The organism is Pseudomonas arcuscaelestis (genome assembly GCF_016881005.1).
In the GTDB taxonomy this organism is placed as follows: domain Bacteria; phylum Pseudomonadota; class Gammaproteobacteria; order Pseudomonadales; family Pseudomonadaceae; genus Aquipseudomonas; species Aquipseudomonas arcuscaelestis.
In genome coordinates this window covers 233494-247685 of sequence record NZ_JACOPV010000004.1, presented here as the reverse complement: position 1 = coordinate 247685, position 14192 = coordinate 233494, and the positions used below count along the sequence as shown (strand labels likewise).

Genomic DNA, 14192 nt, shown 5'->3' with positions numbered 1-14192 from the left:
GACCTCATTTTTTTGCTGCTTATATCGCCACTGCTTTTGCCGATAAGCAAGTACGGCAGGGAAAAAGCGATGAACAACGAGGCGTTCCAAAGTACCCTACGGTAAAGACGTATCTGCCTTGCGCTATTTGCCACCCGCCGCAAGCTAGGCTTGGGTAGAACTTCATCTGTTTCATCAAAGGTCATTGGACATGCGCATACTCATAACCGGCGGAGCCGGGTTCATCGGTTCGGCCCTGATTCGGCATCTGATCCAGACGACAGAGCATGAGGTCCTGAACCTCGACAAGCTGACCTATGCTGGCAATCTGGAGTCGTTGACCAGTATTGCGACCAATACCCGCTATGAGTTTGTCCAGGCAGACATCGCCGACCAGCCAACCGTCAGTGCCGTGCTTGAGCGCTTCAAGCCCGATGCGATCATGCACCTGGCCGCAGAATCGCACGTTGACCGCTCCATCGATGGGCCATCGGATTTCATCCACACCAACATCGTCGGCACCTATAGCCTGCTGGAAGCCGCGCGCGCCTACTGGCTCAAACTGCCAGCACCAGAACGTGCAGCGTTTCGCTTCCACCATATTTCTACCGATGAAGTGTATGGCGACCTGCACGGCGTCGATGACCTGTTCACCGAAACCACGCCCTACGCGCCAAGCTCGCCGTACTCGGCCAGCAAGGCGGCGTCCGACCATCTGGTCCGCGCCTGGCAGCGCACGTACGGCCTGCCGGTGCTGATTACCAACTGCTCGAACAACTATGGTCCGTTCCACTTCCCGGAAAAGCTGATTCCGCTGGTGATTCTCAATGCCTTGGCGGGCAAGCCGCTGCCTGTCTACGGCAATGGCCTGCAGGTACGTGACTGGCTGTTCGTCGAGGACCATGCCCGGGCCTTGTTCAAGGTGGTCACCGAAGGCCAGGTTGGCGAAACCTACAACATTGGCGGCCACAACGAGCAAAAGAACATCGATGTGGTTCGCGGTATCTGTGCCCTGCTCGAAGAGCTGGCGCCACAGCGCCCGACCGGCGTTGCCCACTACGCCGACCTGATCACCTTCGTTCAGGATCGCCCGGGCCACGACCTGCGTTATGCCATTGACGCCAGCAAGATCGAGCGCGAGTTGGGTTGGGTACCTGAAGAAACATTCGAAAGCGGCCTGCGCAAGACCGTGCAGTGGTACCTGGACAACCTGGAATGGTGTCAGCGGGTACAAGACGGCAGCTATCAAGGACAACGACTGGGCGTCAGTGACTACAAGGATCTAATTGCATGACAAAAGGTATTGTTCTGGCAGGAGGCTCTGGCACTCGCCTGCACCCAATCACCCTGGGTGTTTCCAAGCAACTGCTGCCCATCTATGACAAGCCGATGATCTACTACCCGCTTTCGGTGCTGATGCTGGCCGGTATCCGGGAAGTTCTGCTCATCTCTACCCCAACCGACTTGCCTCACTACAAGCAATTGCTGGGTGACGGCAGCCAGTTTGGTATCGAACTGAGTTATGCCGAACAGCCTTCACCAGATGGCCTGGCCCAGGCATTTTTGATTGGTGAAGCGTTTATTGGCGACGATTCGGTCTGCCTGATCCTGGGCGACAACATTTTCCACGGCCAGGGCTTCACCGAACAACTTCTCCGCGCGATCAAACAGCCGACCGGCGCCACGGTATTCGGCTACCTGGTAAAAGACCCCGAGCGCTTCGGCGTGGTCGACTTCGATGAAAACGGTTGTGCCCTATCGATCGAAGAAAAACCCGCCAAACCGAAGTCGCCCTATGCCGTGACTGGGCTGTATTTCTACGACAACGATGTGGTGAAAATCGCCAAGAACGTCAAACCTTCGCCGCGCGGCGAGCTGGAAATCACCGACGTCAACAATGCCTATCTGCAACGCGGCGACCTGCGCGTCGAGCGTTTCGGGCGTGGCTTTGCCTGGCTCGATACCGGTACGCACGACAGTCTGCTGGAAGCCTCGCAGTACGTGCAGACCATCGAGCACCGTCAGGGCTTGAAGGTTGCCTGCCTTGAGGAAATCTCTTACCAGCAAGGCTGGATCGACCGCTCACAATTGCTGGAACGCGCCAAGGCATTTGGCAAGACCGGCTACGGACAATATCTCTACGGTTTGGCTGAAGAACGCTAATGAATGTAATCAACACCGATCTGCCCGGCGTACTTATCCTCGAACCGAAAGTGTTCGGTGATAGCCGAGGCTTTTTCTACGAGAGCTTCAACGCCAGAACGTTTCAAGAACTAACCGGCGTAACCACGACCTTTGTTCAGGACAACCACTCCAAGTCGCAGAAAGGCGTGCTTCGTGGCTTGCATTACCAACTGAAAAACACTCAAGGCAAGTTGGTTCGCGTCACCCACGGCGAAGTATTGGATGTGGCGGTCGATGTGCGCCGCAGCTCTCCCCACTTCGGAAAGTGGGTGGGCGTGAAACTGTCTGCTGAAAATCGTCGCCAGCTTTGGGTGCCGGAAGGCTTCGCCCACGGCTTCGTCGTGCTCAGCTACAGTGCCGAGTTTCTCTACAAGACCACCGACTATTACAACCCGCAAGCCGAATGCTGCATTCGCTGGGATGACCCGGACCTGGCCATCGACTGGCAGCTGACTTCGGCGCCCATCCTGTCCGCCAAGGATCAGGTCGGTAAATCGCTGAAAGAGCTAGAACTGCTGCCATGACTGCACGTCGACCCACCATCCTGATCAGTGGCCAGCACGGCCAGGTGTCCCGTGAACTGCAACTGCGCCTGAGCGACCTCGGCCAATTGCTCGTTTTGGGTCGTGAGCAACTCGACCTGGCCCGGCCTGAAGGAATTCGTGAACGGGTACAAGCACTCAAGCCAGACCTGATCATCAACGCTGCGGCTCATACAGCAGTCGATCAGGCTGAAAGCGAGCCGGAGCTGGCTTTCGCGATCAATGCGCGAGCACCGGGCATCTTCGCCGAGGAAGCCGCGAAACTGGGTATCCCACTGATCCACTACTCCACCGACTACGTGTTCGACGGAAGTAAGGACAGCCCCTACAACGAAGACGACCAGCCCAACCCGTTGGGTGTCTACGGGCGCAGCAAACTGGCGGGCGAACAGGCCATCAGCGCTGTCGACGGCCAGCACCTGATCCTGCGAACCAGTTGGGTCTACTCGCGGCACGGGCGCAACTTTCTGCTGACCATGCAGCGTCTGCTGCAGGAAAAGCCTGAACTGAGCATTGTCGCGGACCAGATCGGTGCACCGACCTGGGCCGGTACCATTGCCTTGAGCACCCGCGCCCTGATCGAACGCTGGCTGGCAGGCGAAGCTGGCGCCTGGGGCACGTACCACCTGACTGCACAGGGTGAAACCTCCTGGTTCGGTTTTGCCCAGGCTATCGGCGAGCAACTCAAGGCCCAGGGCCTGCCCTGCGCCAAGCTGATACCTATTCCGTCCAGTGACTACCCTACGCCGGCCGCGCGGCCATTGAACTCGCGCCTTGACTGCAGTCGCCTGCAGCAACAGTGGCAGGTCAGCCAAGCGCACTGGCAGCAAGCGCTGATCGACTGCCTGAAGTAGCGCATAATGCGCCAGAGCTTTCTGGCGCATAAACGATGATCAAGATTCCACCTCTTCCCCGCCGCCCGCGATGGCGCAGCCTGGCATTGCTGGCCGTGTGCCTGGCACCGTTGCTGTGGCCCTTGCAGCACCTGGCCAAGCAGTACTATGAAGGCGAACTGGCCGGGCAGAACCGCCAGACCCTCGACCTGTACGTCGCTAACCTGCTCGGTACGCTGCATCGTTATGAAACGCTGCCTCAGATTCTTGGCGACCTCCCCGCCCTGCGCGCAGTGCTGGCCGATCCATTGCGCCTGGAAACGCTGACCAACGCCAACCGTCTACTCAAGGACATCGCCACTCAGACTGGTGCCGAAGTCATGTACCTGATGGACGCCAAGGGCAATACCCTGGCGGCTTCGAACTGGGACAAACATGACAGTTTTATCGGTCGCAATTTTGCTTTCCGGCCCTACTACTCAGAAGCCATCAAGGGAAAGCTGGGACGCTTCTTCGGACAGGGCACCACTTCAGCCAAACGTGGGTATTTCTTCGCCGCTGCGGTGCGCGACCGCGAAGAAATCATCGGCGCCCTGGTGGTTAAGGTAGACCTGGACCACACCGAAACCCTGTGGGGCAAGACACCGGAGCAACTGCTGCTCACCGACCATAACGGCGTGGTGATCCTTACCTCGCGTCCCGACTGGCGCTTTCGTGCCACCCGGCCTCTTACTGATGCCGAACGCGAAGCCATCGCCGCCATCCAGCCCTACCCGACTAAATCCCCGCAGCCACTGAACCTTGTTCCCGAGTCTTGGCTGATCCAGACCCAGCCCATCGAAGAAACGGGCTGGCAGGTGAGCATTCTTGCACCGCGAACCCTCATCGATCGCTCGGTCAACACCGTGGTTGCCATCGGTGGTGCTGGCCTGCTGGTGCTGATGCTGTTGTTGGGCCTGATCATGCAGCGCCGACGTCACTATATGGACCGCATCGATTTCGAGGCCCATGCGCGCCAGGAGCTGGAAAAGCGCGTAATTGAACGCACCGCTGACCTGGAAGGCCTCAACAGTCGACTCAAAAACGAGGTACTGGAGCGTGAGCAGGCGCAACAGGAACTTGTGCGCGCCCAGGATGAGCTGGTCCAGGCCGGCAAGCTCTCGGTGCTGGGTACTATGTCGGCAAGCATCAGTCACGAGCTGAACCAGCCCTTGGCCGCGATCCGCAGCTATGCGGAGAACGCCGAAATTCTTCTCGACCACCAGCGCACCGACGATGCGCGCAGCAACCTCAAGCTGATCAGTGAGCTGACTGGACGCATGGCTTCGATCATTGCTCACCTGCGGGCCTTCGCCCGGCGCGACCGCCATGCACCGGAAAGCGTCGCCTTGCAGCCTGCACTCGATGATGCCCTGGCGCTGCTGGCCAAGCGTCGGCGGGCCATGGCGGTAGAACTTGTGCGCGACCTGCCCGAGGCAACCTTGTGGGTCCAGGCCGGTGAAACACGCCTGCGCCAGGTGCTGGGTAATCTGTTGGCCAACGCCCTCGATGCCCTCACTGAAAAAGCCAACCCGCGCAGGCTCATCCTCAGTGCCGAACAGCGTGATGGCAACGTCTACCTGTACATTCGCGACAATGGCCCGGGTTTTTCCAGCGAAGCGTTGGCCCGGGCGCGCGAACCGTTCTTCACTACCAAGACGCGTACCCAAGGCCTTGGCCTGGGCCTGGCGATCTGCGATACCTTGATGCGTGCGCTGGGCGGCGAGTTGCTGCTTGCCAACCACCCCGAAGGTGGCGCTTTGCTCACCTTGCAACTACGCATCGCCAAGCCTGGCGCAACCTTGCCCACCTCAGAGGACCCATCGGCATGACAACCGAGCCGCTCATTGACAGCCGCGTACAGGTAATTCTGGTCGACGACGACCCGCACCTGCGCCAGGCCCTGAGCCAGACCCTGGATCTTGCCGGTCTTAAAGTCCTGCCCCTGAGCGATGCGCAGAACCTGGCTGGACGCATAGAGCACGACTGGCCCGGCGTGCTGGTCAGCGATATCCGCATGCCCGGCATCGACGGCCTGGAACTGCTGCAACAGGTACACGCACAAGACCCGGAGCTTCCGGTCCTGCTTATTACCGGTCATGGCGACGTGCCCCTGGCCGTGCAGGCCATGCGTGCCGGCGCCTATGACTTTCTCGAAAAACCCTTCGCCAGCGACGCCCTGCTCGACAGTGTGCGTCGCGCCCTGGCCCTACGCCGCCTGGTTCTGGACAACCGCAGCCTGCGCCTGGCGCTGAGCGACCGACAGCAACTGAGCACGCGCCTGGTTGGCCATTCGGCGCCCATGTTGCGCCTGCGCGAACAGATCGGCGCGCTGGCCGGAACCCGCGCCGACGTGCTGATTCTGGGCGAAACCGGCGCGGGCAAAGAGGTGGTCGCCCGTGCCCTGCATGATTTGTCGAGCCGACGAGACGGCCCGTTCGTGGCCATCAACGCAGGGGCACTGGCCGAATCAGTGGTCGAAAGCGAGCTGTTCGGCCATGAGCCGGGCGCGTTCACGGGTGCGCAAAAGCGCCGCATCGGCAAATTCGAGTTCGCCAATGGCGGTACGCTGTTCCTCGATGAAATCGAAAGCATGAGCCTGGATGTGCAGGTAAAGCTCCTGCGCCTACTGCAAGAGCGGGTGGTTGAACGCCTGGGCGGCAACCAGCAGATCCCGTTGGATATCCGTATCATTGCCGCCACCAAGGAAGACCTGCGCCAAGCGGCCGATCAGGGTCGCTTCCGTGCCGACCTTTATTACCGCTTGAACGTTGCGCCACTGCGTATTCCACCGTTGCGTGAGCGCGGCGATGATATCCTGGTGCTGTTCCAGCATTTTGCCGATGCTGCCAGCGAGCGCCATGGCTTACCGGCGCATACCTTGCAGCCGGCCCAGCGGGCACTGCTACTGCGGCACAACTGGCCCGGCAACGTGCGTGAGCTGCAGAACGCCGCGGAGCGCTTTGCCCTGGGGCTGGAACTGGCCTTGGATGGCGACGCCCCAGCAGCGGACCCTCAACAATCAGTCATTGTCGGCAGCGGCAACCTCAGTGATCAGGTCGAGCAGTTCGAACGCTCGTTGATCGCCGCCGAACTGGCTCAACCACACAGCTCCATGCGCAGCCTCGCCGAGGCGTTGGGCATTCCGCGCAAAACCTTGCATGACAAGCTGCGCAAACATGGCTTGAGCTTCGCCGACAGCTCTACCAGCACCGACGAGATGGAGGACCCGCGTCCATGACTACGGACAGCCAATACCTTGAAGCCGTACTGCACGGTGACATTCCCCTGACCCGCGAGATGGGCATGCGGGTACTCGACTGGCAGCAGCATCAACTGCGCCTGCAGTTACCGCTGGAGGCCAACGTCAATCACAAGAGCACCATGTTCGGCGGCAGTCTGTATTGCGCGGCGGTACTGGTCGGTTGGGGCTGGTTGCACCTGCGTCTGCGCGAGGCGGGCATTGACGATGGGCATATCGTCATTCAGGAAGGCCAGATCAGTTATCCACTGCCGGTGACCGGTGCGGCCATTGCGCTATGCCAGGCACCAGAGGAAAAAGTCTGGGAGCGCTTCATTACCACCTACCAGCGCCGCGGCCGCGCGCGACTCAACCTGCACACCAAGGTCAGCAATGCTGGAAGTGATGAGGCCGCCGTGCTGTTCAGCGGCCAGTACGTGCTACATCGCTGAGGCCAGTTGCAACAGCTGGCCGCGCCACGGGGCCGCGGCGGGTAGCGCCAGGAAGAAGGGATTGAGCAGCGATTCGCGCGGCGGATAATCGAAGGTTTTGCCATCCAGGCCCAGCACTTCACCGCCCGCACCTTCCAGCACACCTTGCGCTGCGGCAGTGTCCCACTGCGATGTCGGCGCCAGACGCGGGTAGCAGTCGGCCGCACCCTCGGCCAGCAAACAGAACTTCAGCGAGCTGCCAATATTTGCCAGCTCCAACTCACCTACTGCGGTACTCAGGCCCGCCAGCAAGGCTTCTTGCTGTGGACTGGAATGGCGGCGACTGGCGACCACGGTAAAAGCGCTGCCAGGCGCAGGTGCCAGCCGCACGTTGATGGCGCGAGGCTTGCCATCAGTTTCTTCAAGCCAGGCGCCCAGGCCATTACCGCCATAGTAACAATGGCCATTGGTGGGAATCGCCACGACGCCGAACACCACCCGTCCCTCCTCGATAAGGGCAATGTTGACGGTGAACTCCTCGGTTCCGGCAATAAATTCCTTGGTGCCGTCGAGCGGGTCAACCAGCCACCAGCGCTGCCACTGCTGGCGCTCACTGAAAGGAATATCGCAATCTTCCTCGGACAACACCGGAATGTCCGGCGCCAATGCTTGCAGGCCCTTGGCAATAACGTCGTGGGCGGCCAGGTCGGCAGCGGTGACCGGTGATTCATCGGCTTTGGCCGTTACTGCCACATCTGCACGCCAAAACGGCAAAATTGCTTCGCCCGCCTCACGCGCCAGGCTCACCACCTGTTGCATCAAGTGCTGGTCACTCATGCACCGAACACTCCGCGCTGGGTCAGCAGATCTCGCACCAGGTACAACGCAGCCAGGGCGCGGCCTTCGGAAAACTGAGGATGCTGCGCCAGGGCAGACAATTCACGCAGGTTGATCTTGTCGACACGCATCGGCTCAGGCTCATCGCCTTCCAGGCGTTCTTCATACAAATCCGTGGCCAGCACTACCTGAATTTTCTGGCTCATGTAGCCCGGCGATAACGAAAGTTCGGTCAAATGCTCAAGCTGCCGGGCGCCAAAGCCGGCTTCTTCCTTGAGCTCACGGTCGGCCGCCGCCAACACATCCTCACCCGGCTCGATCAGGCCCTTGGGCAAGGACAACTCGTATTCGTCAGTACCGCCGCAATACTCTTCGACCAGGACGGCATGCTCGGCATCGAGCATAGCCACGATCATTACCGCGCCATAACCATTGCCGCGCCCCACAAGTCGCTCATAGGTGCGCTCGTTGCCGTTTGCAAAGCGCAACTGCACAGCTTCAACTCGAAACAAACGGCTGCTGGCGACAATCTCGCGGGAGAGGACGGTGGGTTTCTGGCGCATGAGGCGGCTCCTTGGCGTGAACGGGTTACTATACCGTGGCTTGCCTAGCCACCGCTGCCCTGACTGCCCGAGAATTTCATATGCCCGTTTTAGCCTGGTCCACCATCGACACTGTCTTGCTGGACATGGACGGCACCTTGCTGGATTTGCATTTCGATAACCATTTCTGGCTCGAACACCTGCCCCAGCGCTATGCCGAGCTGCATGGCATTAGCCGGGCGATGGCCGAACTGGAAATGCAGCCGCTGTTTGAGCAGCACGCAGGCTCGCTGAACTGGTACTGCCTGGACTTCTGGAGCCGTGAGCTTAACCTTTCGGTGCGCGACCTCAAGCTGGAGACCGCCCATCTGATCGCCCTGCGTCCAGATGCCGATACGTTTCTGCAGGCGATCAAGCAGGCCGGCAAACGGGTAATCCTGATTACCAACGCCCACCGCGATTCACTGTCGTTGAAGCTGGAAAAGGTGGAGCTTGCGCCCTATTTCGAGCGCCTGATCAGCTCTCATGACTACGGTTTCCCCAAGGAAAACCCGCAATTCTGGGATGCCCTGCACAACGACATCGGCTTTGAACCAGGCCGCAGCCTGTTCATCGACGACACCTTGTCGATTTTACGCAGTGCCCGCGACTTCGGCGTGGCGCACCTGCTTGCGGTGCGCCAACCGGACAGCCGTAAAGGGCCGCGTGATACCGAAGAGTTCGCTGCGGTAGAAGACTACCGAGCGCTACTCGAAGGGCTTTGATTACTCGGGAATGCGCAGCGACTGGCCCGGGTAGATTTTATCCGGGTGCTTGAGCATCGGTTTGTTGGCTTCGAAGATCTTGTTGTACAGATTGGCGTTGCCATATACCGCCAGCGAGATCGCGCTGAGGGTGTCGCCTTTTTTCACCACGACAAAGCGCGCAGCGGCAACAACCGGTCCGGTTACGGTGATCTGATCGTCCACTGTGGCAACCCCTGCAATATTGCCCAGGGCCAGGAGAATTTTCTCTTTCTCTTCCTGGCTGGCGACTTCACCCGTCACCGTCACCTTGTCGCCATCGACGGTTGCCTTGATGTTCGGGTTGCCGAGGCCCACCTCTTCCACGTGCTTTTGCAACTGGTCGCTGGCATTGGCATTACCTGGGGTCAGCAGGTCGATGATTTTCTCGCCGGCCTCTTTGATAAAACTGAAAATGCTCATACCGCTCTCCTTGGTGATGAATCTCGGAGCCTGGAGTCTAGGACAGGTTAGAATGCTTCGCCTGCTTTGCGCCAAGGAGCGACGATGGACATCAAACAACTCAAATTCCTCATCGCCCTGGATGAAACCCGTCACTTTGGCCAGGCAGCTGCCCGCTGCCATGTAACGCAGCCGACACTGTCCATGCGTCTACGCAACCTGGAACAAGAACTGGACCTGGCCCTGGTCAACCGTGGCCAGCGCTTCGAAGGCTTTACCGCCCAAGGTGACCGAGTATTGGCCTGGGCACGCACCGTGATTGCTGCCTACGATGGCTTGTACGCAGAAGCCGCAGCCTGCCGCGGTCATCTGGTGGGAAACCTGCGTCTGGGTGTGGTCCCGCTGTCGAGCTTCGATCCCTTGCCGTTGCTGCAACGCCTGCACCAACGCCATCCGGACTTGAACTTCGAACTCAGCGCGCTGAGCTCCGAACAGATCCTTGAACAACTCACCAGCAACCGTCTGGACCTGGGTGTGTCCTACCTGGAGCGCCTGGACCACGAGCGCTTTCTGTCGCAGCCCCTGGGTGAAACCCGTATGGGCCTGTTGTATGACCCAGATCATTTTTGCTTCGACGAGCAACCTTTAAGCTGGCAAGCACTGACCGAATTGCCGCTGGGCCTACTGACAGCCGGCATGCATTTTCGCCAGTCAATCGATCACAACTTCCACAGCCGCGGCTTGAAGCCTCGGTTGCTGCTACAGACCGATGCCGTCCATCAGTTGGTTCAAGCGGTGCGTGGCGGACTGTGCTGCGCGATCATGCCTTTGTCGGCAGGTCTGGAAGTGTTTACCGAACGGTTGCGCCTGCAACCGATCGAACAGGCCAATACCCTCGCGCCATTGGGCCTGATCATGCGGCGTACAGCGCCGCGCTCGGCCCTGGCAGAAGCCTGTCTGGCCGAATTCCAAGCATTGCAAAGTGATGCCTGATCGACGCTGTCTATCAAAACATCAGCAATAGCGATTAGACGGTAACCGAGCGCAAGCCTAGGCTTAAATCAGACTAGCCGCCGGTACCTCTAATGAGTACAAAACCTCCGGCCTGCGCGGCGTCGGTACTCCTGACTGCGCCCGCGGCCAGCAACCGCTATGACTACAACTACCTGACCGATTACAGCCAGGCCAGCACAGCGCTGGCTGAAGAGGTAGCCCTGGGCATTGCCTACAACGGCATCAACCAGGCGGTGATGCTGGTAAGCCCTACGGACCTTGAAGATTTCATCGTCGGTTTCAGCCTCGGCAACGGCATCATCACTTCGCTCGATGACATCTACGACCTTAAGCTCAAGGGCCAAGGCGCCGCCATCAGTGCCGAAGTAGAAATCTCCAGCCGTGCCTTCTGGAACCTGAAGAACCAGCGCCGGCAACTTGCCGGTACCAGTGGCTGTGGCCTGTGCGGGGTCGAAGCACTGGAGCAAGCCTTGCCGCAGCTCGACGCCCTGCCTGGAGCGCCCCTGCCGCCCGTGCACTGGCTCGAAGGCCTGCGCCAGCGCATGGACGACTTCCAACCCCTGGGCCAGCACTGCGGCGCCGTGCATGCGGCATTGTTCATGAACAGCCAGGGTGAATTGTTGCTGGGCCGCGAAGACATTGGCCGGCACAACGCGCTCGACAAGCTCATTGGCGCCCTGTTGCGCCAGCAGATCAGCCCTGAAGGCGGGCTGGCCATTGTCACTAGCCGCTGCAGCCTGGAATTGATCCAGAAAGTCTTGCGTGCGGGCATCCAGACCCTGGTCAGCCTGTCGTCACCCACCGGCCTGGCCTTGCAGTGGGCGCGTCGTCACAACCTCAACCTGATCCATATTCCCAAACACAGTGCGCCACGGGTATACAGCCCCGTGCTGGAGAATTGACCGTGAGCCTGCATCACCAAGCCGATCAGAAGCCCGTCCCGCGCTACAAACCCTACAACGGCGCCGCAGGCGGCTGGGGTGCGCTGCGCAGTGTGGCCCAGGCCTGGATTGGCAGTGACAATGCCCTGAAAAATATTCGCGCTCTGCTCAAAACCAACCAGAACGGTGGTTTCGATTGCCCGGGCTGCGCCTGGGGCGACTCGCCGGAAAGCGGCATGGTGAAGTTCTGTGAGAACGGCGCCAAGGCGGTGAACTGGGAAGCCACCAAACGCCGTGTCGATGCCGCCTTCTTCGCCCGTCACAGTGTGACCTCGCTGCTCGCCCAGAGTGACTATTGGCTGGAGTACCAGGGCCGACTGACCGAGCCGATGGTTTATGAACCGAGCACAGACCGCTATCGCCCGATTGAGTGGGATGCAGCCTTCGCCCTGATTGCCAGCCACTTGCAGAACCTCGCCAGCCCAGACCAGGCCGAGTTCTATACCTCTGGCCGGGCCAGCAACGAGGCGGCCTACTTGTATCAGCTGTTTGTGCGCGCCTATGGCACCAACAACTTTCCCGACTGCTCGAACATGTGCCACGAGGCCAGTGGCGTGGCGCTGGGCCAAAGTGTCGGGGTCGGCAAAGGTACGGTCACGTTTGACGACTTCGAACACGCCGAGGCGATTTTTGTCTGGGGCCAGAACCCCGGCACCAACCATCCACGCATGCTTGAGCCACTGCGCGAAGCGGTCAAGCGCGGCGCTCAGGTGGTGTGCATCAATCCCCTCAAGGAACGTGGCCTGGAGCGTTTCCAGCACCCTCAACACCCGCTGGAAATGCTCACCAACGGTGACCGCCCAACCAACACCGCCTATTTCCGTCCGGCCCTGGGTGGCGACATGGCTGTGCTGCGCGGCATGGCCAAGTTTCTCCTGCAATGGGAACGTGAAGCGCAGGCGATCAACGCGCCAGCCATTTTCGATCACGCGTTTCTCAATCAACACACCCAAGGCGTGCTCGATTATCTGCAAGCGGTGGATGGCACCTCCTGGGCGCATATCGAGGCTCAGTCCGGCTTGAGCCTGGCCGAAATCGAACAGGCCGCGCGGATGTACTGCAAGGCCAATAAAGTCATCATGTGCTGGGCCATGGGCATCACCCAGCACCGCCATTCAGTGGCAACCATCCAGGAAATCGCCAACCTGATGCTGCTGCGTGGCAACCTTGGTGTACCTGGCGCCGGCCTGTGCCCCGTGCGCGGCCACAGTAACGTGCAGGGTGACCGGACCATGGGCATCAACGAGCGCCCACCGGTTAGCCTGCTCGATGCCCTGGAGCGACGCTTCAAGTTCAAAGTGCCACGGCACAATGGTCACAACACCGTAGAAGCCATTGCAGCCATGCTCGCGGGCCGGGCCAAAGTATTTATCGGGCTAGGTGGCAACTTTGCCCAGGCGACACCCGATACCGAACGCACTGCGCAAGCCTTGCGCAATTGCGACCTGACGGTGCAGATCAGCACCAAGCTCAACCGTAGCCACTTGGTACACGGCAAGCAGGCACTGATCCTGCCGTGCCTGGGACGCACCGACATCGACCAGCAAAGCCAAGGCCCACAAGCCGTTACGGTCGAAGATTCGTTCAGCATGGTGCATACCTCCAACGGTCAACTGCAGCCCCTGTCACGGCAAATGCGCTCAGAGCCTGCGGTGGTCGCCGGTATCGCTGCAGCCACCCTGGGTGCCAAGCCGGTGGACTGGAACTGGCTGGTGGCCGATTACGCCCGTATTCGCGACCTGATCAGCGATACCATTCCGGGGTTCAACGACTTCAACCAACGCCTGGAACATCCCGGTGGCTTTTATCTGGGTAACAGTGCCGGGCAACGGCAGTGGAAGACCGCCAGCGGTCTGGCCAACTTCAAGGCCAACCAACTGCCCGATGACCTGCTGCACGCGTGCGTTCGTGCAACCGGACAAGTGCCGGACCTGATCATGCAATCGATGCGTTCGCACGATCAGTACAACACCACCATTTATGGCCTCGATGACCGCTACCGTGGGGTCAAGGGCCAACGCAACGTGCTGTTCGCCAACGAGGCCGACATCATTCGCCTGGGCTTCCACCCTGGGCAAAAGGCCGATATCGTTTCGCTCTGGAGCGATGGCCGAGAGCGTCGAGTCAAGGGCTTTACCTTGTTGGCTTTCGATATCCCGGCGGGTCAGGCGGCGGCGTATTATCCAGAGGTCAACCCGCTGGTGCCGCTGGAAAGCGTCGGCGACGGCAGCCACACACCAACCTCCAAATTTGTCGCAATCAAACTGGAAGCTGCCAGCGACAATACCCGCATCCTCTGACAGAATCTTCTGTACGAAACGCACAAAAAAAGGCCCTGGCAGCGATGCCGGGGCCTTGTCTCAAGTAAGCTCAGACAGCGCAAAATCGAGAAAGTTTCATAGTGAAAACAGTAACTTAGAGAATT

Annotated in this window: 14 protein-coding genes; 11 read left to right on the top strand and 3 right to left on the bottom strand. The window is 59.8% G+C overall.

What is annotated here, in order from left to right; genetic code table 11:
• The first annotated feature begins 190 nt into the window (after positions 1-190).
• From rfbB to H8F21_RS07455, 7 genes are read left to right on the top strand one after another with little or no spacing between them, the layout of a single operon-like run.
• Entirely contained in the window at positions 191-1273 is a 1083-nt protein-coding gene (gene rfbB / locus H8F21_RS07485; protein WP_203482620.1) for a dTDP-glucose 4,6-dehydratase, read from the top strand.
• Complete coding sequence (gene rfbA, locus H8F21_RS07480) at positions 1270-2142, top strand: glucose-1-phosphate thymidylyltransferase RfbA (protein ID WP_203482621.1); 873 nt, start codon at positions 1270-1272, stop codon at positions 2140-2142. The genes rfbB and rfbA overlap by 4 nt, the downstream gene beginning before the upstream one ends.
• A complete protein-coding gene (gene rfbC / locus H8F21_RS07475; protein WP_203482622.1) occupies positions 2142-2687 on the top strand; it encodes a dTDP-4-dehydrorhamnose 3,5-epimerase in 546 nt (181 codons plus the stop codon). Before rfbA ends, rfbC begins: the two co-directional genes overlap by 1 nt.
• On the top strand, positions 2684-3559 hold the full coding sequence (rfbD, locus tag H8F21_RS07470) for a dTDP-4-dehydrorhamnose reductase (protein WP_203482623.1): 876 nt from the start codon (positions 2684-2686) through the stop codon (positions 3557-3559). Before rfbC ends, rfbD begins: the two co-directional genes overlap by 4 nt.
• A gap of 35 nt (positions 3560-3594) precedes the next feature.
• A complete protein-coding gene (locus tag H8F21_RS07465) occupies positions 3595-5409 on the top strand; it encodes a sensor histidine kinase (protein WP_203482625.1) in 1815 nt (604 codons plus the stop codon).
• Positions 5406-6818: a sigma-54-dependent transcriptional regulator gene (locus H8F21_RS07460; protein ID WP_203482627.1), complete on the top strand. Its 1413-nt coding sequence runs from the start codon at positions 5406-5408 to the stop codon at positions 6816-6818. Before H8F21_RS07465 ends, H8F21_RS07460 begins: the two co-directional genes overlap by 4 nt.
• Entirely contained in the window at positions 6815-7270 is a 456-nt protein-coding gene (locus tag H8F21_RS07455; protein ID WP_203482628.1) for a YiiD C-terminal domain-containing protein, read from the top strand. Before H8F21_RS07460 ends, H8F21_RS07455 begins: the two co-directional genes overlap by 4 nt.
• Here H8F21_RS07455 and cysQ read toward each other — a convergent pair.
• Complete coding sequence (gene cysQ / locus H8F21_RS07450) at positions 7259-8086, bottom strand: 3'(2'),5'-bisphosphate nucleotidase CysQ (RefSeq protein ID WP_203584183.1); 828 nt, start codon at positions 8084-8086, stop codon at positions 7259-7261. The genes H8F21_RS07455 and cysQ overlap by 12 nt on opposite strands.
• Positions 8083-8649, bottom strand: a complete 567-nt coding sequence (gene nudE / locus H8F21_RS07445) for an ADP compounds hydrolase NudE (protein WP_136474058.1) — start codon at positions 8647-8649, stop codon at positions 8083-8085. Before nudE ends, cysQ begins: the two co-directional genes overlap by 4 nt.
• Before the next feature lie 80 nt (positions 8650-8729).
• Here nudE and yrfG point away from each other — a divergent pair, with 80 nt between their 5' ends.
• Entirely contained in the window at positions 8730-9392 is a 663-nt protein-coding gene (gene yrfG / locus H8F21_RS07440; protein ID WP_203482631.1) for a GMP/IMP nucleotidase, read from the top strand.
• On the opposite strand, the gene lysM is transcribed toward yrfG, so the two are convergent.
• Positions 9393-9833 carry a peptidoglycan-binding protein LysM gene (gene lysM, locus H8F21_RS07435; RefSeq protein WP_136474056.1) on the bottom strand — a complete coding sequence of 147 codons (441 nt, stop codon included), beginning with the start codon at positions 9831-9833 and terminating at the stop codon, positions 9393-9395.
• Positions 9834-9917: 84 nt separating this feature from the next.
• Here lysM and H8F21_RS07430 point away from each other — a divergent pair, with 84 nt between their 5' ends.
• The 3 genes from H8F21_RS07430 (at position 9918) to H8F21_RS07420 (ending at position 14067) form a co-directional block, all read left to right on the top strand.
• Positions 9918-10805 carry a LysR family transcriptional regulator gene (locus H8F21_RS07430; RefSeq protein ID WP_203482632.1) on the top strand — a complete coding sequence of 296 codons (888 nt, stop codon included), beginning with the start codon at positions 9918-9920 and terminating at the stop codon, positions 10803-10805.
• A 92-nt stretch (positions 10806-10897) separates the two neighbouring features.
• Positions 10898-11728, top strand: a complete 831-nt coding sequence (gene fdhD, locus H8F21_RS07425; protein WP_203482633.1) for a formate dehydrogenase accessory sulfurtransferase FdhD — start codon at positions 10898-10900, stop codon at positions 11726-11728.
• Positions 11729-11730: 2 nt separating this feature from the next.
• On the top strand, positions 11731-14067 hold the full coding sequence (locus tag H8F21_RS07420) for an FdhF/YdeP family oxidoreductase (RefSeq protein ID WP_203584182.1): 2337 nt from the start codon (positions 11731-11733) through the stop codon (positions 14065-14067).
• Positions 14068-14192 lie beyond the last annotated feature (125 nt).

Bases quoted from the DNA above. Each gene is read 5' to 3' on its own strand.
- nudE (WP_136474058.1), bottom strand. From the start codon at position 8,649: ATGCGCCAGAAACCCACCGTCCTCTCCCGCGAGATTGTCGCCAGCAGC.
- fdhD (WP_203482633.1), top strand. From the start codon at position 10,898: ATGAGTACAAAACCTCCGGCCTGCGCGGCGTCGGTACTCCTGACTGCG.
- H8F21_RS07430 (WP_203482632.1), top strand. From the start codon at position 9,918: ATGGACATCAAACAACTCAAATTCCTCATCGCCCTGGATGAAACCCGT.
- rfbD (WP_203482623.1), top strand. From the start codon at position 2,684: ATGACTGCACGTCGACCCACCATCCTGATCAGTGGCCAGCACGGCCAG.
- H8F21_RS07455 (WP_203482628.1), top strand. From the start codon at position 6,815: ATGACTACGGACAGCCAATACCTTGAAGCCGTACTGCACGGTGACATT.
- rfbA (WP_203482621.1), top strand. From the start codon at position 1,270: ATGACAAAAGGTATTGTTCTGGCAGGAGGCTCTGGCACTCGCCTGCAC.
- rfbC (WP_203482622.1), top strand. From the start codon at position 2,142: ATGAATGTAATCAACACCGATCTGCCCGGCGTACTTATCCTCGAACCG.
- rfbB (WP_203482620.1), top strand. From the start codon at position 191: ATGCGCATACTCATAACCGGCGGAGCCGGGTTCATCGGTTCGGCCCTG.
- yrfG (WP_203482631.1), top strand. From the start codon at position 8,730: ATGCCCGTTTTAGCCTGGTCCACCATCGACACTGTCTTGCTGGACATG.
- H8F21_RS07460 (WP_203482627.1), top strand. From the start codon at position 5,406: ATGACAACCGAGCCGCTCATTGACAGCCGCGTACAGGTAATTCTGGTC.
- lysM (WP_136474056.1), bottom strand. From the start codon at position 9,833: ATGAGCATTTTCAGTTTTATCAAAGAGGCCGGCGAGAAAATCATCGAC.
- cysQ (WP_203584183.1), bottom strand. From the start codon at position 8,086: ATGAGTGACCAGCACTTGATGCAACAGGTGGTGAGCCTGGCGCGTGAG.
- H8F21_RS07465 (WP_203482625.1), top strand. From the start codon at position 3,595: ATGATCAAGATTCCACCTCTTCCCCGCCGCCCGCGATGGCGCAGCCTG.